This is a genomic window from Rothia nasimurium (genome assembly GCF_049068285.1).
Taxonomy (GTDB): Bacteria; Actinomycetota; Actinomycetes; order Actinomycetales; family Micrococcaceae; genus Rothia; species Rothia nasimurium_I.
This window is the reverse complement of sequence record NZ_JBLKPV010000017.1, coordinates 1-20,469: the sequence shown is the minus strand read 5'-3', so window position 1 is coordinate 20,469 and position 20,469 is coordinate 1. Positions and strand designations below refer to the sequence as shown.

Sequence of the window (20,469 nt, the reverse complement as noted above, 5' to 3'; positions counted from 1 at the left end):
TCATGATGGGTGAATACATGGACCAGCAGGTTCCTGAAACTATCGATCAGCGTTACGCCGTCGGAGCCGTCATCGGCTCCGGCGCCATGGCGACCGTCTACGAGGCTACCGACACCCGGCTGGGCCGCAAGGTAGCCCTCAAGGTGCTCCGCGCCGAGCACGCCCAGGACGCTATCTTCCGTGCCCGCTTCCAGCGCGAGGCGGAGTCAGTAGCGGCCCTCAACCACCGCTCCATCGTTGGTGTCTACGACACCGGCTCCTTCGATATTCAAACCGGAAGCGCTGACGTTTCAGTGCCTTTCATGGTCATGGAACTCATCCAGGGAACCACCCTCCGTGAAGCCCTCGACCGGGGCCAGGTTACCCAGGACGACGCTATCGCTTACGGTATCCAGATTCTTGAGGCCCTGGACTACAGCCACAGCGCCGGTATCATCCACCGGGATATCAAGCCCGCCAACGTGATGATTCTGGAGCAGTCTGCTGAAGATAAGCAGCACGGTGAAGCTACCCAGATTAAGGTTATGGACTTCGGTATTGCTCGCGCCGCTGAAGAAGCTGGCGAGGATATCACCAAGGCCAACACCGTCATGGGAACAGCCCGTTACATCTCCCCCGAGCAGGCCCGCGGTGAGACCGTCGATGCTCGAAGTGATGTTTACTCAGCCGCCTGCGTCATCTACGAGATGATCGCTGGCCGCTCCCCCTTCGACGCGGCTACCAATGTTGAACTCGCTGGCAAGCACCTGAGCGAAACCCCTCAGGCCCCCAGCGTCTTCGCAGCCGAAGCTGTGACACCGGCCCTGGACGCGGCCGTCCTGAAGGGCCTGGCCAAGAACCCTGCTGACCGTTACCAGAGCGCAGCCCAGTTTGCCACCGCCCTGAAGAATGCCAGTGACGGCATGTACGCAGGTCAGGATGAAGATTTGACGGCTGCAACTACAGCCTTCCCGGTAGCCGGTCTTGCCACTGCTGGTGCCGGACGCGAAACCGAAGAAGCAGGCATCGGCAGCTTCTTCGACTCAGCCCAGTCCGAATACACCGACGAAGAACTCTACGGCTACGGCTACGGCCAGGACGCCGACCAGGCCCGCAAGAAGCGCCGTCGTAGCGCCTGGGGCAAGGCCCTCACCACCATGCTGATCCTGCTTTTGGCAGCCTTCGGCGTCGGCTCTGTGCTCTACTACCAGGCAGAGCTCAACAAGGTCCCCACCCACATCGTGCCTGCCGTCCAGGGCATGACCAAGGACGAAGCTGAGACCGAGCTCCGCAACCGCAACTTCCTGCTCAAGTACCAGGAGGAGTTCTCAGACGACATCCCCAAGGGCTCAGTCGTCAAAACCTCCCCCGCTACCGGTATTGAAGCTGAGGAAGGAAGCGAAATTATCGTGACCCTGTCCTCCGGCCCGTCCGTTCTGACCGTCCCCAGCAACCTTGAAGGCCAGTCAGAGCAGTACGTCCGTGAGGCCCTCACAACCGCCGGTTTTGTCCCCGGCCGTACCACCAGCGTCAACAGCCCGACCGTTCCGGCTGGCATGGTTGTTAGCGTGAACCCCGGCCCCGGTGAGAAGGTTGATGCAGGTTCTACCGTCGACATCATCCTGTCCAACGGTAAGGTTGAGGTTCCCAACCTGGTTGGCCTGAACCGTGACGCCGCCATTGCAGCCCTGACCGCCTCAAACACCCTGTTGAACACCAACATCGAGACGGTCACGACCAATGCAGAACCTGCAGGCACTGTGATTTCCCAGAGCATTCCCGCTGGCACCTTGGCTGAGCAGGGTAGCACCGTGACTATCCGCGTTGCGGTGGCCCCGGCAGCAACCCAGGCCCCGGCTACCACCCGCACCCAGGCTCCCACCCCGGCAGCAACCCAGGCCCCTGCTCCGGCCCAGACCCAGGCTGCTGAGCCTACTCAGGCCCCGGCGGCAACCCAGGCCCCTGCTCCTACCCCGGCGGCAACCCAGGCCCCCTCAGCTGACACCGGCAACACCGAGAACAGCAACAACAACGCTGCTGCTGAGACCGGTGTAGGTAGCTCTCAGGCTACCGCCGAACCGGCTGCTGCCGCCGCCACCGAGGAGTAAGCCTCAGCGGCCATAGAAAATGCCGTCTCTTCCTGCGGGAAGAGACGGCATTTTTTATTGAGAGAGGGGCTGGACCACACCGGGGGCACCGGCCCCCCTAGCGTGCCTTACCGGGCTTTACTGGGCCTTACCGAAGGTCAGAACCGGCCTTATGCCTCTGCGTCAATCAGCGGTGAGAGGGTGGCGCCGAGGGCGGCTGCGCCGGTGAGGCCTACTTCTTCGAGCCAGTTGCCGAGCATGAGGTAACCGCCTTCGGTCAGCACGGACTCGGGGTGGAATTGGACGCCGTGCATGGGGGCGGTTTTGTGCTTGAGGCCCATGATGATGTCGTTGTCGGTGCGGGAGGTGACTTCGAGTTCTGCCGGGAGAGTGTCGGGCTCAACCGCGAGGGAGTGGTAGCGGGTGGCAGTAAAGGGGCTGGGCAGGTTTTTGAAGACGGAGTCGTTGGTGTGGACCAGCTGGGAGGTTTTTCCGTGCATGAGTTCGGGGGCGTGGCTGACGATGCCGCCGAAGGCTTCTGCGATGGCCTGGTGGCCGAGGCAGACGCCGAGGAGGGGCTTGTTGGTCTTGGCGGCCCAGCGGATGGTGTCGATGATGACGCCGGCGTCGGCGGGGGCGCCGGGGCCGGGTGAGATGAGGACGCCGTCGTGCTCAGCTGCCAGTTCTAGGGTTTGGTCGAGGGTGAGTTCGTCGTTGCGGATGACGGTGGTGTCAGCGCCGAGCTGCTGGATGTAGCCAACGAGGGTGAAGACGAAGCTGTCGTAGTTGTCGATGACGAGGATCTTGGTCACGGGGGCCCCTTTCTAATGCTAAAGATTCTATCGCACCGGCTGTTTGGGGCTGGCGTTTGAAGGACGTGCCCTCCCTGCCGGATCTAGCTGCGGCGGAGAGGGCACGTCCTGACTTTGTGGGGCGCTAACCGACGGTGACGTCGGTGTTGAAGGGACTGTATTCCTCAAAGTAGGGGAAGACGAATTCCATGAGGAGGTAGACGGCTGCTGCGATGAGCAGGAGGGAGATGAGGATTCGGACCCAGAGCGGGCCGGGTAGGTGGCGGAAAATCCACGCGTACATAGTCAGTGTTCCTTGAGTCTTGGGGTTATGAGGAAGCCAGGTGGGCGATTTCTGAGGGGGCGCCTGCCTCGTTGGGCTGCCAGCCAACGAATTCGGCGTGGACGATGTAGCGCTCGGTGTCGCCGTAGCGGGGGTGGCAGCTGGTGAGGGTCAGCAGGCGACGCTGGGCCTCTTCGAGGGGGGCTTCGGGGGCGTCCGGGTTAGGTGCGATGACCTCTACCTGGGTGGGGAGGACGATTTTGTGTTCGTAGACGCGGTAGGTGAAGAAGCCTTCTTTGGTTTGGATGTAGATGTTGTCGCCGTTTTGGAGTTCGTCGATGCGGTCGAGCACAGCGCCGTTGGTTTGGCGGTGGCCTGCGAGCGCGAAGTTGCCCTTTTCGCCGGGCATTTGGGTGTCTGGGTAGCGGCCTAGGCCGAGGGTGTCGAGGACGTCGCTGCCGACGCCTTCTGCGAGGGGGCGGTAGTAGTTTTCGCCGAGGCGGGGGATGTAGACCACGCCGTAGGCTTGGCCGTAGGCGGGGGCGGTGACTGTGGGCGGGTTCTGCGGGTCGTAGTCGGGGATGACGCGCTCTTCGGGGGCGGCTTCGCTGTCGGTTGCGGGGCCTGCCGGGGTTTTGAATTCTTGGATGAGGCTGTCGACGGCGGCTTTTTGGGTGTTGTTTGCGGCGATGTTGGTCCACCATAGCTGCCAGGCGACAAAGAGGAGGAGAATGATGCCGACGGTAATGAGGAGTTCACCGAAGATGCCTATTGCGCTGTTGAGAATTTTTTTGCGCCCGGGTGGGGTGGTTGCCCCGGTTGCTGGGAGGGTTGTTGCTGTCAAAGGGGGTTCCTCGGTCTGTTAGGTGGAGTGTGCGGTATCTGTACTCTTAAATGTTAGAACTTTATTGGCTACAAAGGATAAAATCGTACCTGACCATATACTAAGAACTGCCGGGGCCTTGTCTGCTCCACTGGAGGAATTGTGGCTGATTCAAAATCGATCCGTGATGAGGATCTAAGCGAGGAGGAGCTGCGCCGGGTAGCTGAGGCTATGTATAGCGATGATAACTTCGCCTCACCGACCCCGCTGTGGTACCGGGTGTTGATGTTCGGTTTGATGCTGCTGGGTGTCGCCTGGATTATTACTTTTTACATCTCCCAGTCTCTGTACCCGATTCCTGCTATCGGCAATTGGAATATTGCCGTTGGTGTCGGGCTGATGATGGTTGGCTTGGTGATGACGACTCGCTGGCAGTAGCTGGTGGTTTGTCATGTCTGAGCGGAAGCCTGAGACGACGAATCCGTCGAACCTTGCGCCGGTTGATCCGAATGAGAAGTTTGAGGATCGGGCCGATATTAAGCACGCTCGGTTTGAGACGAAGTTGCGCCGCTGGGCCTTGTTTGGGTTTGTTGCGGCGGTGGCTATTTACTTTATCTGGCAGGCTTTTGCTGGCTAGTTGAGGTATTGATATAACTCTGGCCCCCATCTACTTGAGGTAGGTGGGGGCCAGTTTGTATCGCACCGGGTTTCCGGCAGTGGTGCCGGAAGTCTGTTTATGCTTCGGGGGCGGTGAAGGCTACGTCGAGGTTGATGACGACCTTGTCGGAGACCATGACGCCGCCTGCTTCGATGGCTGCGTTCCAGGTGATGCCGAAGTCTTTGCGGGAGATGGTGGTGGTGAGGGAGGCGCCTGCGCGGGTTGCGCCGAAGGCGTCGACGACTGCGCCGGTGAATTCGCCGTCGAAGGTGACGGGGCGGGTTTCGCCCTTGATGGTGAGGTTGCCTGCTACGGTGAGGTCTTCGCCGTCTAGTTCGAAGGAGGTGGATTCGAAGGTCATTTCGGCGTGGGTGTCGGCGTCGAAGAAGTCGCCGCTGCGGAGGTGGCCGTCGCGGTCTGCGTTGTTGGTGTTTACTGAGGCGATCTGGGCGGTTGCCTTGACGGTGGAGTCGGCGATGTTTTCGGCAATGACGAGCTGGGCGTCGACCTGTTCGAAGGTGCCGCGGACCTTGGTGATGCCTGCGTGGCGGACGGTGAAGCCTACTTCTGAGTGGGCTGCGTCGTAGTTCCAGGTGCCGGTGGTCAGTTCTGCCATGATTGTGCCTTTCGAGCTGTTTGGTTTGTTTTCAACAGTTATTACTTTACAAGTAAAGTTTTGAAGAGGCAAGCATCTGGGTAAAAAATTTTACAAAGAAAATTTTGTGCCCCTAAAACTCCTTACCGGAGCACCCCCTCCCCCGCCGCAGCCGCATACACCCGCTCACTGAGACGGGTGAGCACAGGGGAACTAATGTTCCAGTGCTGCCAGTAGAGGGGCACGTCCACCGGGGCAGTGGCAAGCTCCACCAGGCCCCCGGAAGTCAGGGCGTCAGCCGCCTGCACCTCGGGCAAGATCCCCCAGGCGATTCCGGCCAGGACGGCCCGCGCGTAGTCAGGGGAGCTGGGCAGGTAGATAGTGGGGGAAGACTGCCAGGAGTCAGCTTCTACCCCGAAGCGCTCCAGCAGCAGGCCCCGAGCCGAGGCCAGGCCGAAGTCTTTGCGGTCGAACTCGACGACGGGGGCCAGCGCCAGCTGCTCGGCGGTCACGCGCGGGTAGTCAGGAAAGTAGCGGTCCAGGTAGGTGCGGGAGGCCACCACCCGGTAGCGAATATCGCCCAGTTTCTCAACGGAGCAGCCGGCAATGGGTTCGGGCTGGGAGGTCAGGGCTGCCATGACCTCGCCTGAGCGGAGCAGGGCGGACGAGTGGTATTCGGCTTCGCGGCGTACGTCGCAGAAGATGCGGTCGTGGGCGGCGAGTTCTGCGACGGCTGAGAGGAACCAGGTGGCGAGGGAGTCGGCGTTGACGGCGACGGCGACGCTTTGGCTTGCCCCTCCCCCGCCGAGTTCGCGTTCCATTTCGGCGTGGAGGAATTCGCTTTGGCGGGCGATGCGGAGGACGCTCTGGCCCGATTCTGTGGGGGCGACGGGGTTGGTGCGTTTGATGAGGACCCGTCCGGCCAGCTGTTCCATGGCCTTGATGCGTTGGGAGATGGCTGAGGCGCTGACGCCTAGGATGTCGGCGGCGGCGTCGAAGGTGCCGTATTCGATGACGGTGACGAAGGTTTGGAGCTGGTCGGTGGTAAAGCGAATCATAAGTTCATCTTATGCTATTGAAGTTTCATTAGATAGCTTTATTTTATCTGGTCACCTACGATAGACTCTCGTGACTACAGCAGAGATCCTCCCCCACGTCCTTTTTGGTATTGGCACCTCGCTCTCCCTCATCGTGGCGATTGGCGCCCAGAACGCCTATGTGCTCAAGCAGGGCATTATTGGCAAGTTCATCTGGCCTATCGCCATCTTCTGTATTCTCTCTGACGCCTTCCTGATTGGCCTGGGCGTCCTCGGAATCGGAGCCCTGGCAGATTCCGCCGCCTGGGTTCTTGAGATCCTGCGCTGGGGCGGAGGGGCCTTCCTGGTGATCTACGGTGCCATGGCTGCCAAACGGGCCCTACGCCCGTCCGCCATGAAGGTCAACAGCAAAGATTCCGGCCCGCAAACCCTGGGCAAGGCCCTGCTGATTGCCGCTGCCATGACCTACCTGAACCCCCACACCTACCTTGATACTTTCGTCTTAATCGGGGGCATTGCCGCCCAGCAGGGGGATTACCGCTGGCTCTTCTACGCAGGCACGGTAGCCGGTAGCCTCATCTGGTTTACCCTGCTGGCCTCCTGCAGCCGCTTCCTGCGTCCTATCTTTGCCAACCCCCGAGCCTGGCGGGTCCTGGACGCTGGCATTGCCGCCCTCATGTTCTTCTTGGCCTACAAGGTCATGTTTGGCCACTAGGGGTAAGCCTCCGTCTTTCGTGAGGATGCAGAACTGCCCCCATCCTGACCCGTAGCGGGTTGGGATGGGGGCAGTTTTGTGTTGGTGCTGCGGCAGCGGGCTGGGCAGGAGCCGGGGTGGTGGGCTGTGCCGGAACGGTAGGCTCACCGGGAGTGGTGGGTTCAGGCCCCGGGCGCAGGGGGAGCTGTTGGAGCAGGGTGGGTGTTGCGGGTGTAAGGGTGGGTGTGGTGGGTGTAGGAAGGCCCCCTTCCCGAGTGTTCGGGAAGGGGGCCTTCTTTTTTACCTGACCCTATGGGTTAGGTGGTTGCGGTAGCTGTCTTAGGCTGCCTTGCGGCGGCGGGCGACGACTACTGCACCTGCTACCAGCATGAGGGCGCCGAGGCCTGCGAGCAGAGCTACGTCTGCACCGGTGTTGGCCAGGCTACCGCCGGTCTTGCTGCCCTTGACGGGTGCAGGAGCGGGGGTCTGCTTGGGGGCAGGGGTGTTGCCACCGTTGTTACCGGGGGCGACGGGCTGGGCCGGGTTGGTGGGCTCAGCGGGCTTGGCGGGCTCAGCAGGCTTGGTGGGCTCACCGGGAGTGGTGGGCTCAGCAGGCTTGGTAGGCTCAGCCGGGGTGGTGGGCTCAGCCGGGGTGGTGGGCTCACCAGGGGTGGAGGGATCTACCGGCGGTTCAGTAGGTTCAGTCGGCTTGACAGGAACGTACGGAATCGGGGTGTCCACACCGGGGGTCTCAGGTACCGGGGGTACGTAGCCCTTGTTCGGGTCCTCAGGGTCAACGGGCTTCAGGGGCTCGTTGGTCTTGGGGTCAACAGGGGTGTAGCCGGGTACGTGAGGAACGACCTTGCCGGGAGTGTTAGGATCTACCGGCTGGTCGGGGTTGGTCGGATCGAAGGGGTAGGGGATCTTGGGCAGGTCTTCGGTGGGTACACCGGGGATCTGCGGGATCCAGTTTGCGACCTTCTGGTACACGTAGGTAACAGTGGTGTCGCCTTCGACGACGGTGCCGTTTTCGTTACCGATGGTCTTTGAGGGGACCAGGACGTAGCGTGAGCCGTCCTCGGTAATGAATTCGGTGATCTTCTTGTCGGTGGTGTCGTAGTCAGTGCCTACGGGCGCACCGGAGAGATCGGTTACGGTCTTAGGACCGATGGGGTTACCGTTTTCGTCAACGTAATTAACGATGACGTTACCGGTCTTGGGTTCCTCAACGGGCTTTTCAACCTTCTTGAGGATGTAGGTAACAGTGGTCTCGCCTTCGACGACGGTGCCGTTTTCGTTACCTTCTACACGCTCGTAGACGTACTCAGTGCCGTCGGGAGCAGTGTAGGTGAGCTTCTTGTGCTCGGTGGTGTTGTAGTCGGTGCCAACGGGAGCGTCGGCAGTGTCAACCACGTCGCCCAGGCCGGGGATGGGGTTGCCATCAATGTCGGTGTACTTGACAACGACAGAACCGGTCTTGGGTTCCTCAACGGGCTTTTCAACCTTCTTGAGGACGTAGGTAACAGTGGTCTGGCCTTCAACAACCTGACCGTTTTCGTTACCTTCTACACGCTCGTAGACGTACTCAGTGCCGTCGGGAGCAGTGTAGGTGAGCTTCTTGTGCTCGGTGGTGTTGTAGTCGGTGCCAACGGGAGCGTCGGCAGTGTCAACCACGTCGCCCAGGCCGGGGATGGGGTTGCCATCAATGTCGGTGTACTTGACAACGACAGAACCGGTCTTGGGTTCCTCAACGGGCTTTTCAACCTTCTTGAGGACGTAGGTAACGGTGGTGTTACCTTCTACGACGGTGCCGGTCTCGTTGCCCTCTACACGCTCGTAGACGTACTCAGTGCCGTCGGGAGCGGTGTAGGTGAGCTTCTTGTGCTCGGTGGTGTCGTAGTCGGTACCGACAGAAGCGCCTTCAACGTCGATGATGGGGTTCAGGCCTTCGATGGGGTTACCGTCGATGTCCTTGAACTTAACAATGACGTTACCGGTCTTGGGTGCCTCATCCTTGACGTAAGGAATGGGGGTGTCAACGCCGGGGGTCTCAGGTACCGGGGGTACGTAACCCTTGGTCGGGTCCTCAGGATCAACGGGCTTCAGGGGCTCGTTGGTCTTGGGGTCAACCGGGGTGTAACCGGGTACGTGAGGAATCACGTTACCGTCACCGGGGACGATGGGGTCACCGGGCTTCGAAGGATCGAAGGGGTAGGGCAGCTTGGGGTAAGAGGTTTCCGGAACGCCGGGCAGCTGGGGAATCCAGTTGGCGACCTTCTGGTAAACGTAGGTTACTTCAGTCTGTCCTTCAACGACCTGACCGTTTTCAGCGCCAATGGTCTTTGAGGGGACCAGGACGTAGCGTGAGCCGTCCGCGGCGATGATGGTACCGGTCTTGTATTCGGTGGTGTCGTAGTCGGTGCCTACAGGAGCGTTGGTGGTGTCAAAGACAGAAGCTGCGATGACTTCACCGTCGGTGTTCTTGTAGTGGACGACGACAGAACCGGTCTTGCCCTTGAAGCTGATGATTTCTTCATCAGTCTTGGGGGCGGGGGGAACGATTTCGTTGTTACCGTCACCGGGGGTGGGGTCAACGGGTACTACTGAGGCAGTAGCGGTGTTGACGACTGAACCCTTGTCGATGTCTGCCTGGGTGAGAACGTAGGTCGCGGTTGCGGTCTTGGTTTCACCGATGGCCAGGGTGCGGTCAGCAGGGTAGCTGATTGCGGAGAGGCCGGGCAGGGTGTCAGCGATTTCGAAGGTTTCGAGGTCGATGTTACCGGTGTTGGTTACTGCGAAGGTGTAGGTGACGGTGTCGCCAGCCTGGGCAGATTCAGCGGTAAAGTCGGAGGACTTGACGAACTCGAAGTCAGGCTTGGGATCGAAGACCAGTACCCAGTTGTCGGTCTGGGGTGCCGGGGGCACTACCTCATTGTTACCGTCGCCGGGGGTGGGGTCTACGGGTACAACGCTGGCGGTTGCGGTGTTACGCAGGGCGCCGGAGTTGATGTCAGCCTGGGTCAGAACGTAGGTCGCGGTGGCGGTCTTGGACTCACCAATCTTGAGGCTACGGTCTGCGGGGTAGGTCAGGGCTGAGAGGCCGGCAAGGGGGTCGGTGATCTCGAAGGTTTCGAGGTCGACGTTGCCGGTGTTGGTGACGGTGAACTCGTAGGTTACGGTGTCGCCAGCCTTGGCCTTGGTCACATCGTAGTCTGAGGTCTTAGCGAAGTCGAAGTCGGGTCGGTACTCGGCTACGACGTTCTCTTCGTCAGTCTTCGGTGCGGGGGGAACGATTTCGTTGTTGCCATCGCCGGGGGTGGGGTCAACGGGTACCACGGAAGCGGTTGCCACGTTCACGATGCCGCCTGCGTTGACGTCGTCCTGGGTGACGGTGTAGATCGCGGTTGCGGTCTTGGTTTCACCGACGGCCAGAGTACGGTCTGCAGGGTAGGTCAGTTCGCCTACGATGGGGTCAACGATTTCGAAGGTTTCCAGAGCAACATTGCCGGTGTTGGTGACGGTGAAGGTAAAGGTTACCTTGTCGCCTACCTTGGCCTTCTTACCTGCGAAGTCTGAGGACTTGACGAATTCGAAGTCTGCCTTCAGGGGCAGGGGAATTTCGTGGTCATCAGTCTTGGGGGCAGGAGGAGTGATGTTGTCTGAGGGGTCCTCAGGGGTTTCGTCCTTGGGGGTAACTGCTGCGGTTGCAGAGTTGGTGACCTTGGTCTTGACGAAGTCAGCGTCGGTCAGGACGTAGGTGGCGGTAGCGGTCTTGCTTTCGCCTACCTTGAGGGTGCGATCAGCGGGGTACTTGATGGCGGAAATGCCTTCAAGGCCGTCGGCGATCTCGAAGGTTTCGAGGTCAACGTTACCGGTGTTGGTGACGGTGAACTCGTAGGTGATGGTGTCGCCTACCTTCGCGGTTGCACCGTTGAAGTCTGAGGTCTTTTCGAAGGTGAAGTCAGGCTTGGCTTCAACAACGATGGTTTCCTCATCGGTCTTGGGTGCGGGGGGTACAGCTTCGTTGTTACCGTCGCCGGGGGTGGGATCAGCAGGTACTACAGAGGCTTCTGCATTGTTGACGATCTTGCCCTTGCCGAGGTCGGCCTGGGTCAGGACGTAGTCGGCGGTTACGGTTGCGGTTGCACCGACGGGCAGGGCGCGGCTAGCGGGGTATACCCAGTTAGTCAGACCTACCATGGGGTCGTTGATCTCGAAGGTTTCGAGGTCAACGTTGCCGGTGTTGGTAACGGTGAAGGTGTAGGTGACGGTGTCGCCGACCTTTGCGTTCGCTGCATTGAAGTTGGATGACTTGTCGAAGGTGAAGTCGGGCTTAGGGTCGACTACGATCTTGTGGTCACCGGTCTTGGGTGCAGGGGGGGTGACAACGACGTCGTCGGTGGGGTCGGGATCAACGGGGGTTACTGAAGCAGTAGCGGTGTTGATGACGCCACCGGCGTTGATGTCTGCCTGGGTGAGGGTGTAGGTTGCGGTTGCGACCTTGGCTTCACCGACGGCCAGGGTGCGGTCAGCAGGGTAGCTGATAGCGGAGAGGCCGGGCAGGGGGTCAACGATGTCGAAGGATTCCAGGTCAACGTCACCGGTGTTGGTGACGGTGAACTGGTAGGTGACAACGTCGCCGACCTTGGCGTTAGTTGCGTCGTAGTCGGAGGACTTGACGAACTCGAAGGCCGGGTTGCGCTCAATAACGATGACGTCGTCATCGGTCTTGGGTGCGGGCGGGGTTACACCGGTGGGGGGCACGACGTTTGCGGTTGCGACGTTAACGACGCCACCTGCGTTGATGTCGGCCTGGGTCAGGGTGTAGTCCGCAGTGAGTTCCAGGCTCTTGCCGGGCTCCAGGGTGGTGCCGGCGGGGACGGTGACTGCACCGACCTTGTCATCCTGAACGGTGATGTCACTGAGGGTCACGTTACCGGTGTTGGTGACGGTGAACTTGTAGGTGACGGTGTCGCCAACCTTGGCGTTGGCGGCATTGTAGTCGGAGGACTTAACAAACTCGTAGTCGGCCTTGGGGTCGAAGACAAGGTTGTTGGTGTCTTCCTGGGGGTCCGGTGCGGGAACCTCGCCGGTCGGGTCGACAGTTGCGGTTGCGGTGTTAATGACCTCGCGGGCGTTGATGTCTGCCTGGGTGAGGGTGTAGGTCGCGGTTGCGATTGCACTCTCACCGGGTTCCAGGACCATGTCGGCGGGGTAGGTGATAGCGCCTACCTTGTCGTCAGTGATCTCGAAGGAATCGAGGGTGACGTTGCCGGTGTTGGTAACAGTGAACTGGTATTCAACAGGGTCGCCTGCCTTAGCACCACGGATGTCGAAGCTGTTGGACTTGACGAAGGTGAAAGCGGGCTTCTGGTCTACCTTAACCTCGGTGGTTCCGTCCTTGGGATCAGGGGTGGGAACGTTGGGGTTTTCGGGAGTTACTGTTGCAGTTGCAGTGTTCTTGACACCGCCTGCGTCAATGTCTGCCTGGGTGAGGGTGTAGGTTGCGGTTGCGACCTTTGACTCCTTGGGGGCCAGGGTGCGATCAGCCGGGTAGGTGATGGCAGAGAGGCCGGGCAGGGGGTCAGTTACCTCAAAGGTAGAGAGGTTGACGTTGCCGGTGTTGGTGACGGTGAACTCGTAGGTTACAACGTCGCCAGCCTCGGCGTCAGTGGCGTCGTAGTTGGATGACTTGACGAAATCGAAGGAGGCGACCTGGTTGAAGACGATGTTGTGGTCGTCAGTTGCCGGGTCGGGGTTGGGTACGTTGGGGTCACCGGAAACTGCGGTTGCAGTTGCGGTGTTGTCCAGGGTACCGCGTTCGATATCAGCCTGAGTCAGGGTGTACTTTGCAGTGACGGTCTTGGATTCGCCGGAGGCCAGGCTACGATCGGCCGGGTAGGCGATCGATGACAGGCCTGCCAGCGGGTCAGTGACCTCAAAGGTGCTCAGGTCAGCTGCGCCGTTGTTGGTGACGGTGAACTCGTAGGTTACAACGTCGCCAGCCTTGGCCTGGCTGCCGTCAAAGCTTGAGGTCTTGTCCAGGGTGATAGCAGAAGGCTTGCAAACAATCTGGGTGGTTGCTGTTGCGGTGTCGTTCGCGTTAACCAGCGAATCATAGACTGCTGCATTGTTTTCCATGGTCAGACCACTGGTGCAGATATCCGAGTTGTTTGTCTTCAGTTCAGCCAGGGACTTGACCTTAGCCTTGAAGACCCACTGCTGGGCAGCGCCATTCAGAGGAAGAATCACCGGGGGGTTGACCGTATTGTCGGTACCGGCCTTGGCTACTACCTCGCCGTCGTCTGCGATGGTGTAGGCATCGTTAACAGCACGAACGGTGAGGGTTGCGTCCTTGGTGGCGGTATCGATTGCAATCGGGTCGAGAGTGTAGTTCTCTTCGCCCAGGGGCGCGGAGACTAGCTCTACGGTTGAGGGATCAATCTCTGCAGGCAGGGAGTCAATCAGCGCGTAGCCGAAAGAATCCTGGCCGGGGTACTGCAGGCTAGCAGTAGTGGTGTAACCGGGGTTGGTGACATCCAGGGTGAACTGGATCTCTTCACCGGGAGCGACCTGAGCAGCACTGAAAGCCTTTTCAACGTTGGTCTGGGTCTTGGGTAGGCGAGCCTCGTTAATGGTAGCCGGGCTGCCTGCGATCCTGGCAAAGTCAACGTGCCTTTGCCAGGCGTCACCCTGCAGGTAGCGTTCGATACCCTGCATGGAGTTCACGAAGAACTTGGGGGTGTACTCAAAGGTGATTTCCTTGACGTAACCGGGAACGGTAACGCGGTTATTAGGGTTACCGTAATTCAACCCGGAACCGTCCTTAGGAACAGCAGCTGAGTGTCCGATACTGCCATCAGCCCAGCCACCCAGGAAGCTGCTATCCCCGTTAACGGGGGTGAACTTGCTGGTGTCGAAGTTCAGGGTGTAGGCGCCCTGGGCGTCAAAACCACCCTCAGTGTAGGGCTTGTCAGCCTGAGTTGATACACCAGTGGTGGAACTGATGTTACCGTTCTGGAACTCAATATCTCCATATTCGGCGGCAGTCCGGTTGGTGGTGCCGTCGTTGATGTTGACAATCTTGATGTCTTCAAAGGCAGTCAACGCAGGGTACTCATACCCTGGCTTATCAGGAATATCGACACCTGACGGAATCGCTGAAGCAAGCATTCTGTTAAAGAACTGGGGGTACCAGACCGGCTCCGTAAAGGTGTAGGTCACGGTACGGCTAGCGCCACAGGTGTCAATCACCTGGCCAACCGAGTAGTTACCGCCTGCAGTAATGCAGTCCTTGTAAGTCTGGAAATACTCTTCAGAAAGCTTAGCCTGCTGAAGACGACGCCACGGGCTATCCAGTGGACGGTCTTCTTCAGCGAGGATGTAGTTTGACTCAATAGTCAAGCCTACGTCCGAGTAGTTCATGCCCCACGCGCCATCTGTAGAGATAGCAACATTGGGCGTACCCGAGTTAGTAACATTTTGGAACAGAGTACCGTCAGATAGCGTACTCCACCCCTTGTTACTAATTTGCGCTTCGATAGCCGAAGCCGCTGTCACAGGTGCAAGACCTAGTGCCAGGGTTCCAGCCACCAGCGCCGCGAGGCCCTGTTTAAGGCGCCTCTTGGGGGTGCGAATCATGATGATTCCTTTCAACAATGTACATGTGAAAGGCATTTCCCCCTCCGGTGGCATCAGAACCTAGCTATGGTTCTGCACCGGCTCTCTAGCTGTGCAGGTAGACCAAGAACGCAGGTGTTACCCCGCGAAGGATGAACAACCTGCCAATATAAAGATACGAGGGAAAAAGCCGACCTTACCGCCGAAGCGGTGAGGCCAGACCAACCAGCATCCTTACCAGCGCGACCTACCCCTGCCCACCGGGCCAGGCATAATACGAGAGCCGCACTATGCACCCGCCGTTGGAGGCCTGAGATGTGGTTCCGATCGCGGCAATTCCGATAGTCAGTCTTGTCTTAAGACTACCACCAGGGCCCCTCCTAATTTGAGAGAAGACTGTAAGATTCCACGTGATTTAGGCGAACAAGAACGCACAAGGAGATAGGCGGTCACCTGCCCTTTACGCCAGGGGTGGGCACCTCCTCTTGGGCCCTGCCAGCCAGCTCCCCCTGCATCCTTAGGGGGCACCCCCAGCCGCCCCGTTACCTTTTAAAGGCGCACACAAAGACACCAAAACAGGTGAAACTAGAAGCGTAAGTAACCGGCCCGCCCCGGCATGGCTCAATGCCCCCAGCCAACACAAATAATGGTCAGGGGGGTGTCGCCACCGGGGCCGGGAACGGTCCACAAACCATCGCTAATAGAAGCACGATCCAAAGCCAATGTAACGTGGGTGCGAGATTCGTGAACCACCGGTTACTTCACACCATAACCCGCAAAACACAAAGGTGCGAAGCAATGACCGAAATTTACCTCGGACTAGACGTCGGCAAAACCACCCACCACGCTACAGCTCTGACCACCACAGGAAAGAAAATCTGGGACAAACCCCTGCCCCAATCGGAACCCAAAATCCGAGAACTCCTTGAAAAACTATCAGCCCAAGGAACTGTTCTGTTGGTAGTGGACCAGCCTAAAACAATTGGCGCTCTACCGGTAGCTATCGCACAAAATATGGGAATCAAAGTCGCCTATCTGCCAGGACTAACCATGCGCAGAGTAGCCGATTTACACCCCGGCGAAGCTAAAACTGACGCCAGGGACGCCTTCATCATCGCTGAAACAGCCCGCACCATGCCCCACACCCTACATGGAATAACAGTTGCCGATGAAACCACCTCAGAACTCTCCATGCTCTGCGGTTTTGACGATGACCTAGCAGCACAAGCAACAGCAGTTTCAAACCGTCTGCGTGGCTTTCTCACCCAGATTCATCCACACCTTGAGCGAGTTTTAGGTCCTAGACTTTCACACCAGGCGGTGCTTGGGTTGCTCAAGAAATACCCTGCTCCTGCAGAACTTCATTTTGCAGGGCGCACCAAGGTGCGTAACCTGCTGAAAAAGAAAGCGCCTCGGCTTGCACCAAAGCTTACGGAAGAAATCTTCCAAGCTCTTGATGAGCAAACAGTCATCGTTGCTGGAACAGCAAGTGCTTCTCAGATCATTTCTGCCCTAGCTGCCCAGCTTGAGCTGATTCTGGCACAGCGTAGTGAAGCAGAGCAGCAGATACTGGATTTGGTGGAAGCTCATCCTTTATCAGCAGTTATTCGTTCGATGCCTGGGGTGGGTGTGCGCACCAGTGCCAGGATTCTAACTGAGGTGGTGGGTAAGGATTTTAAGGATGCTTCTCATCTGGCATCTTATGCTGGGATTGCGCCAGTGGATAGAAAATCGGGTACCTCAATTAAGGGTTCCCACGCCTCACGGCGTGGGAACAAAGCACTCAAGCGAGTGCTTTTCTTATCTGCTTTTGCTTCGTTGAAGGCTGATCAGGCTTCGCGTGCTTATTACGATCGCAAGTGTGCGGAGGGTAAGCGGCATAATCAGGCGGTGATGGCGTTGGCTCGTAAGCGGTTGAATGTTTTGTTTGCGATGTTGCGGGATGGGTGTTTTTATGAGTCTCGTGTGTCGGTGGGGGCTTGACGAAAACCATAGAAGCACCCCCCAAGCGTCCTTCCCAGCAGGCCAGGCTTTCAAATCGAGGGGCGACCCATGGGGGGTGCTTGCATCTGCACGCATAGGACAGGCGCGAATTTTCTTCCTTAGATTTTGTGGTTGATAATATTCAGACACCCAGTATTGACCACCATAGAGCCGAAAGAAAAAACATGTCACAGATAGAAAATCTCAACAATATCGACTTCAACAACCTCACTCTAGCTGACCATGAAAAAATTGGTGAAGCCCTTTCCAAGTGGGCTGAGTCTGATGAATTTTTCGAGGCACTAGACACAGCCACCATCACCCCGCGCAATGCCGAAACAGTAGCGCGTGCCGAAAAGATTGTCAGTGCAGCTACCCGAGGCCGCCCCGCTCTTGCAGAAGCTATTAGCGGCCACTCCCCCAGTATTAACGCCCGAGTAACTCCTGACATCAAAGAGCGCCTTACCCGCTATACCCAAGAACAGGGTGTGAGCACATCTGAAGTTATTCGGGAAGCACTCGATAACTTCCTACCCAAAGTGGCATAAACAAGCTGTAGCCACGGCGTTGATCTTAGGTGCGTTGCAGAGCATCTCACCTAAGATCAACGCCTTTTTGGTTTAAAGTTCATCGGTTAGGGGGATCCTATCTTTCGTGAGGCATACTGCAAGCACAACTGCCACGCATACGTCCATAGCCCTCACGCCCATGTAATCTTCAGGAATCATACAGACCTAACAACCTCAAGACGAACCCCAACAGCAGCCGCAACCGCAAGCACAGTCGAGAACGAAGGCCCAGAGCGCCCTTTCTCAATATCCCGAACGGTGCGGTCACTCACCCCCACCAGTTCAGCTAACTCAAGCTGGGTAAGGCGAAAGTGCCTACGGGCATCTCGGATAGCCACACCTACAGATACAGCAGTCTCCACCACAACCCCTTTCGGAAAAATTTTTCTGAAATGCACTATCTTGCCTTTATTCCAAGCTGATTGAGCGAAAAACAGAAGAATTATTCTGAATATAGAGCTGGCTCACCAGCCTTACCGCAATGCCTCTACTACTTCTGCACCCTACTGGCCCGGTAAATATTCCGCACCATCACCGTACGCCGCACCTGACCAATAGCAGGCTCCAAAAACTCCTCCGCATACCGGGAATCCGTGCTGGTCTGGGCAGCGAAGTTAAGGGCTGCGAAAGCCCCCAGCACCATCGACACCTTCACCAGCACGTCCGTGAAGGGGAACTGAACCCCCAGCAGGGTCACCCTGCTCGCCTCAAACCCTAGCCAGCTTGTAACCGTCGCATCAGGAATAGCAATAGTGCCAAACCAGACAAAGAAGAGGAAAACTACCAGGGCAAAAAGCAGGGCCTGAATCATCTGAACCACAATGGGCAGGAGCACCAAATTATTCCACTCACTCCACCCCAAATGGGCCGGTTGTTTGAGCTGGTCCGGCTTCAGGCCCGCAAGCACCCGGCCCCAAGAGCCACCGGCCTGCTCAGCGGCTCCTGCGTATTCGGCCTCCCTGACTTCCTCCCCTCCCTTACAGGAGGGGGTTCCCGGTATCACTACCAGGAGTTTCCTGCTTCACCAATGACAGCCCACCCTTGAACCCCGCAAGGGGTTTCTTGGCAGGTCTTACACCATCTCCACAGGCGTACACCGCGAGCCCCGCGGCGTGGATATTCTGCGCAGCGTTTATATCCCTATCTAGGCGGGTGCCACAGGCTTTGCACGTCCAAAAACGAGCACTCAAGGACAGGTACTCCCGCACCACACCGCAGGTATTGCAGCGTTTAGAAGAGGGGAAGAACCGGTCGATAGCTACCACCTGTTTGCCGTACCACTGAGCCTTATATTCCAGTAGGGTGCGGAACTGGGCGAAGTTGTGGTCAAGGATTGACCGATTCAGCCCAGCCTTAGCGGCTCGGCCTTTACCCCGGGCTGCTTTGGTCATACCAAAGACGTTGAGGTCTTCAATGCAGATCACGTCATAGGTACGAACTAGGGTGGTGGTGGTTTGGTGCAGCCAGTCGGTTTTGGCGTCCCGGGCGGCAGCGTGGGCGCAGGAGAGCTTGAGTTTCGCTTTTTCCCAGTTTTTTGACCCTTTGACCTTGCGGGAGAGGGCACGCTGATAGCGGGTGACGCGCTTGTTTTTGGCGGGCAGGTCATAGACGTCGGTGGGGTTGAGTCTTTGACCTGTTGAGAGCACCAGGGCGTCTTTGACGCCCAGATCAATTCCTACGGTTTTACCCCTTGTAGGTAGGGGAGCTATTTCAGTTTCACACAAAGCTGAGATGAACCAGCGCCCTGCGCTATCACAGGTGACTGTGACGCTTGAGACACCCTCCCAGGGTACAGGGTTGTCCCCTGTAGCGAGGGTGAGGGGTTCACTCATTTTGGCTAGGTAGATAGACCCGTCTTTGACTCTGAACCCGGTTCTAACATAGGTCGCTGATAGGCGTGATTTCCTGCGGGTCTTACGTTTAGGGTATTTGGCTCTGCCCTCGAAAAAGTTAGAGAAGGCAGTTTGTAAGTGCCGTAGGGCCTGTTGCAGGGGGACGGAGGAAACCTCATTAAGGAAAGCTAGTTCAGGCTCTTTCTTCCAGCCGGTCAATGCCTTATCTGTTTGGGCGTAGCTTACGCGCTCACCTTGTTCGTACCAGGTGTTGGTGCGGTAGTGCAGGGCTTTGTTATAGACAACCCGGACGCAACCGAAGGTACGTATCAGCTCTGCTGCTTGTGCTTCGGTGGGGTAGAAACGGCGTTTGTAGGCGCGTTTCACGGTACGGGTAGTCATGCTTACATTCTATCATGGTAATGGGTAATGTCGCGTTTCATCCCCGCCCTCACGGACGGGGCTTTCACGCTCGCTCCTTGGGGTAAACTCTTCCACCCGGTCACCCTTACGGGCCCCAAGCAGGCGGCGGGTTTTCTCAGCGACCGTAGACGAGACAACCAGCAAACCCAACACCCCCAAGATTGCCACCACCTGCAAGGTACGCTGCATACTGAGGGCAGCGGCAACCCGCCAAATATCCCCGTTAACGAAAAAGAAAAGCACCGCAATCATCAACACCGGCAGCACCTTAACGACCATAGTAGAAAGGGCTGCTGTCTCTTTAAGGATCTGCCTTAGCGCCCAGTAGAAGAGGGAGTCCAGACCCAGGAAGGCGGCTAGGAGCACGGCCCCTAGGCTCCAGAGCACGTCACTCAAGGCCAGGACGTCAGCAAGCTCAGAGAGACCTACCCAGCGGGCGGTCTGGGGCAGCATGGCCAGCCCGGCCAACAACAGCAGGACGGCACCGACGAGGGTTTGGCCCCAGAAAGAAATGGGCTTCAAGAGGCGGGAGACAACCCAGGGCACCACGAGTAGGAGCAGGGGCGGCACGAGGGCGATGAGAATGAAGATAGGGGTCAGGACGCTCTCTGGCACCTGCACAGGAGTGCCTCCGTCTTGGGTCTCAAACTCGAGGTTGGAGATGCCCCAGAGTAGGCCGATGTAGGCCAGGAACCAGGCGGAGAGCGGGGCTGAGCGGGCAAGCGCCCACCGGGCTCTTTCCCGGGCGGGGACGACGAGCGGGGCCCCAGCGGCCCTGAACCAGGCGTTTGCTTCTTGTGCGGTGAGTGTCATGCCCTCCATTGTACGACCCTGCCAAGGACGCCCCTCCCCCACTGCCTGCCCAGCCAGTAAGCCCAGCTACCTCTCCCCTTTGGACCACGCCCAGCCCACCCAGCCAGTAAGCCCAGCTACCTCTCCCCTTTGGACCATACCCAGCCCACCCAGCCAGCTGAAGCTGCGTCAAAGGAAGCGGCGATGCCCTGCTACTTCTGAGCAAACACAAAAAAGCGAGGGGGTCTAGAGCGTTAGCTCTAGACCCCCTCGCTTAATCAGAGTGTCTGAATCAACCCGGTG

General features: G+C 58.3%; 16 protein-coding genes. 6 read left to right on the top strand and 10 right to left on the bottom strand.

What is annotated here, in order from left to right; translation table 11 throughout:
* The first annotated feature begins 17 nt into the window (after positions 1-17).
* Positions 18-2,087 carry a Stk1 family PASTA domain-containing Ser/Thr kinase gene (pknB, locus tag ACMXX3_RS11350; RefSeq protein ID WP_421084819.1) on the top strand — a complete coding sequence of 690 codons (2,070 nt, stop codon included), beginning with the start codon at positions 18-20 and terminating at the stop codon, positions 2,085-2,087.
* A 149-nt stretch (positions 2,088-2,236) separates the two neighbouring features.
* On the opposite strand, the gene ACMXX3_RS11345 is transcribed toward pknB, so the two are convergent.
* The 3 genes from ACMXX3_RS11345 to ACMXX3_RS11335 all read right to left on the bottom strand — a co-directional run bounded on the left by ACMXX3_RS11345 (position 2,237) and on the right by ACMXX3_RS11335 (position 3,984).
* Positions 2,237-2,878, bottom strand: coding sequence for an aminodeoxychorismate/anthranilate synthase component II (locus tag ACMXX3_RS11345; protein ID WP_421084818.1), 642 nt, complete (start codon positions 2,876-2,878; stop codon positions 2,237-2,239).
* 124 nt (positions 2,879-3,002) lie between these two features.
* Positions 3,003-3,161 carry a hypothetical protein gene (locus ACMXX3_RS11340; RefSeq protein ID WP_421084817.1) on the bottom strand — a complete coding sequence of 53 codons (159 nt, stop codon included), beginning with the start codon at positions 3,159-3,161 and terminating at the stop codon, positions 3,003-3,005.
* 25 nt (positions 3,162-3,186) lie between these two features.
* Entirely contained in the window at positions 3,187-3,984 is a 798-nt protein-coding gene (locus tag ACMXX3_RS11335) for a class E sortase (RefSeq protein WP_421084816.1), read from the bottom strand.
* Positions 3,985-4,125: 141 nt separating this feature from the next.
* Here ACMXX3_RS11335 and ACMXX3_RS11330 point away from each other — a divergent pair, with 141 nt between their 5' ends.
* Together ACMXX3_RS11330 and ACMXX3_RS11325 are read left to right on the top strand one after the other, a co-directional pair.
* Positions 4,126-4,401, top strand: coding sequence for a cell division protein CrgA (locus ACMXX3_RS11330; RefSeq protein WP_421084815.1), 276 nt, complete (start codon positions 4,126-4,128; stop codon positions 4,399-4,401).
* A gap of 13 nt (positions 4,402-4,414) precedes the next feature.
* Positions 4,415-4,600, top strand: a complete 186-nt coding sequence (locus tag ACMXX3_RS11325) for a hypothetical protein (RefSeq protein ID WP_421084814.1) — start codon at positions 4,415-4,417, stop codon at positions 4,598-4,600.
* A gap of 97 nt (positions 4,601-4,697) precedes the next feature.
* Here ACMXX3_RS11325 and ACMXX3_RS11320 read toward each other — a convergent pair whose 3' ends face one another.
* Positions 4,698-5,237, bottom strand: a complete 540-nt coding sequence (locus ACMXX3_RS11320) for a YceI family protein (protein WP_421084813.1) — start codon at positions 5,235-5,237, stop codon at positions 4,698-4,700.
* Positions 5,238-5,359: 122 nt separating this feature from the next.
* Positions 5,360-6,274, bottom strand: a complete 915-nt coding sequence (locus ACMXX3_RS11315) for a LysR family transcriptional regulator ArgP (protein ID WP_421084812.1) — start codon at positions 6,272-6,274, stop codon at positions 5,360-5,362.
* 70 nt (positions 6,275-6,344) lie between these two features.
* Between ACMXX3_RS11315 and ACMXX3_RS11310 the strand changes: the two genes are divergently transcribed.
* A complete protein-coding gene (locus tag ACMXX3_RS11310; RefSeq protein WP_421084811.1) occupies positions 6,345-6,968 on the top strand; it encodes a LysE/ArgO family amino acid transporter in 624 nt (207 codons plus the stop codon).
* A gap of 318 nt (positions 6,969-7,286) precedes the next feature.
* Here ACMXX3_RS11310 and ACMXX3_RS11305 read toward each other — a convergent pair whose 3' ends face one another.
* Positions 7,287-14,372, bottom strand: coding sequence for a DUF7507 domain-containing protein (locus ACMXX3_RS11305; protein ID WP_421084810.1), 7,086 nt, complete (start codon positions 14,370-14,372; stop codon positions 7,287-7,289).
* A gap of 993 nt (positions 14,373-15,365) precedes the next feature.
* Between ACMXX3_RS11305 and ACMXX3_RS11300 the strand changes: the two genes are divergently transcribed.
* Both ACMXX3_RS11300 and ACMXX3_RS11295 read left to right on the top strand, forming a co-directional pair.
* Positions 15,366-16,550 (top strand): IS110 family transposase, encoded by a 1,185-nt coding sequence (locus ACMXX3_RS11300; protein WP_237189932.1) that lies wholly within the window; start codon positions 15,366-15,368, stop codon positions 16,548-16,550.
* A gap of 185 nt (positions 16,551-16,735) precedes the next feature.
* Positions 16,736-17,098, top strand: coding sequence for a ribbon-helix-helix protein, CopG family (locus tag ACMXX3_RS11295; protein ID WP_421084809.1), 363 nt, complete (start codon positions 16,736-16,738; stop codon positions 17,096-17,098).
* Between the two features lie 176 nt (positions 17,099-17,274).
* On the opposite strand, the gene ACMXX3_RS11290 is transcribed toward ACMXX3_RS11295, so the two are convergent.
* The 4 genes from ACMXX3_RS11290 to ACMXX3_RS11275 form a co-directional block, all read right to left on the bottom strand.
* The gene (locus ACMXX3_RS11290; protein WP_421084826.1) at positions 17,275-17,457 is read right to left on the bottom strand and encodes a helix-turn-helix transcriptional regulator; all 183 of its coding nucleotides are present in this window, start codon (positions 17,455-17,457) and stop codon (positions 17,275-17,277) included.
* A 152-nt stretch (positions 17,458-17,609) separates the two neighbouring features.
* Entirely contained in the window at positions 17,610-18,122 is a 513-nt protein-coding gene (locus ACMXX3_RS11285) for a hypothetical protein (protein ID WP_421084808.1), read from the bottom strand.
* Positions 18,097-19,353: an RNA-guided endonuclease InsQ/TnpB family protein gene (locus ACMXX3_RS11280; RefSeq protein WP_421084807.1), complete on the bottom strand. Its 1,257-nt coding sequence runs from the start codon at positions 19,351-19,353 to the stop codon at positions 18,097-18,099. The genes ACMXX3_RS11285 and ACMXX3_RS11280 overlap by 26 nt, the downstream gene beginning before the upstream one ends.
* Before the next feature lie 12 nt (positions 19,354-19,365).
* Positions 19,366-20,187 (bottom strand): hypothetical protein, encoded by an 822-nt coding sequence (locus ACMXX3_RS11275; protein WP_421084806.1) that lies wholly within the window; start codon positions 20,185-20,187, stop codon positions 19,366-19,368.
* Positions 20,188-20,469 lie beyond the last annotated feature (282 nt).

What these genes read in the sequence shown, in the direction of transcription:
- ACMXX3_RS11340 (WP_421084817.1), bottom strand. Translation starts at nt 3,161, where the DNA reads ATGTACGCGTGGATTTTCCGCCACCTACCCGGCCCGCTCTGGGTCCGA.
- ACMXX3_RS11295 (WP_421084809.1), top strand. Translation starts at nt 16,736, where the DNA reads ATGTCACAGATAGAAAATCTCAACAATATCGACTTCAACAACCTCACT.
- ACMXX3_RS11275 (WP_421084806.1), bottom strand. Translation starts at nt 20,187, where the DNA reads ATGACACTCACCGCACAAGAAGCAAACGCCTGGTTCAGGGCCGCTGGG.
- ACMXX3_RS11325 (WP_421084814.1), top strand. Translation starts at nt 4,415, where the DNA reads ATGTCTGAGCGGAAGCCTGAGACGACGAATCCGTCGAACCTTGCGCCG.
- ACMXX3_RS11305 (WP_421084810.1), bottom strand. Translation starts at nt 14,372, where the DNA reads ATGAACTACTCGGACGTAGGCTTGACTATTGAGTCAAACTACATCCTC.
- ACMXX3_RS11315 (WP_421084812.1), bottom strand. Translation starts at nt 6,274, where the DNA reads ATGATTCGCTTTACCACCGACCAGCTCCAAACCTTCGTCACCGTCATC.
- ACMXX3_RS11320 (WP_421084813.1), bottom strand. Translation starts at nt 5,237, where the DNA reads ATGGCAGAACTGACCACCGGCACCTGGAACTACGACGCAGCCCACTCA.
- ACMXX3_RS11300 (WP_237189932.1), top strand. Translation starts at nt 15,366, where the DNA reads ATGACCGAAATTTACCTCGGACTAGACGTCGGCAAAACCACCCACCAC.
- ACMXX3_RS11280 (WP_421084807.1), bottom strand. Translation starts at nt 19,353, where the DNA reads ATGACTACCCGTACCGTGAAACGCGCCTACAAACGCCGTTTCTACCCC.
- pknB (WP_421084819.1), top strand. Translation starts at nt 18, where the DNA reads ATGGACCAGCAGGTTCCTGAAACTATCGATCAGCGTTACGCCGTCGGA.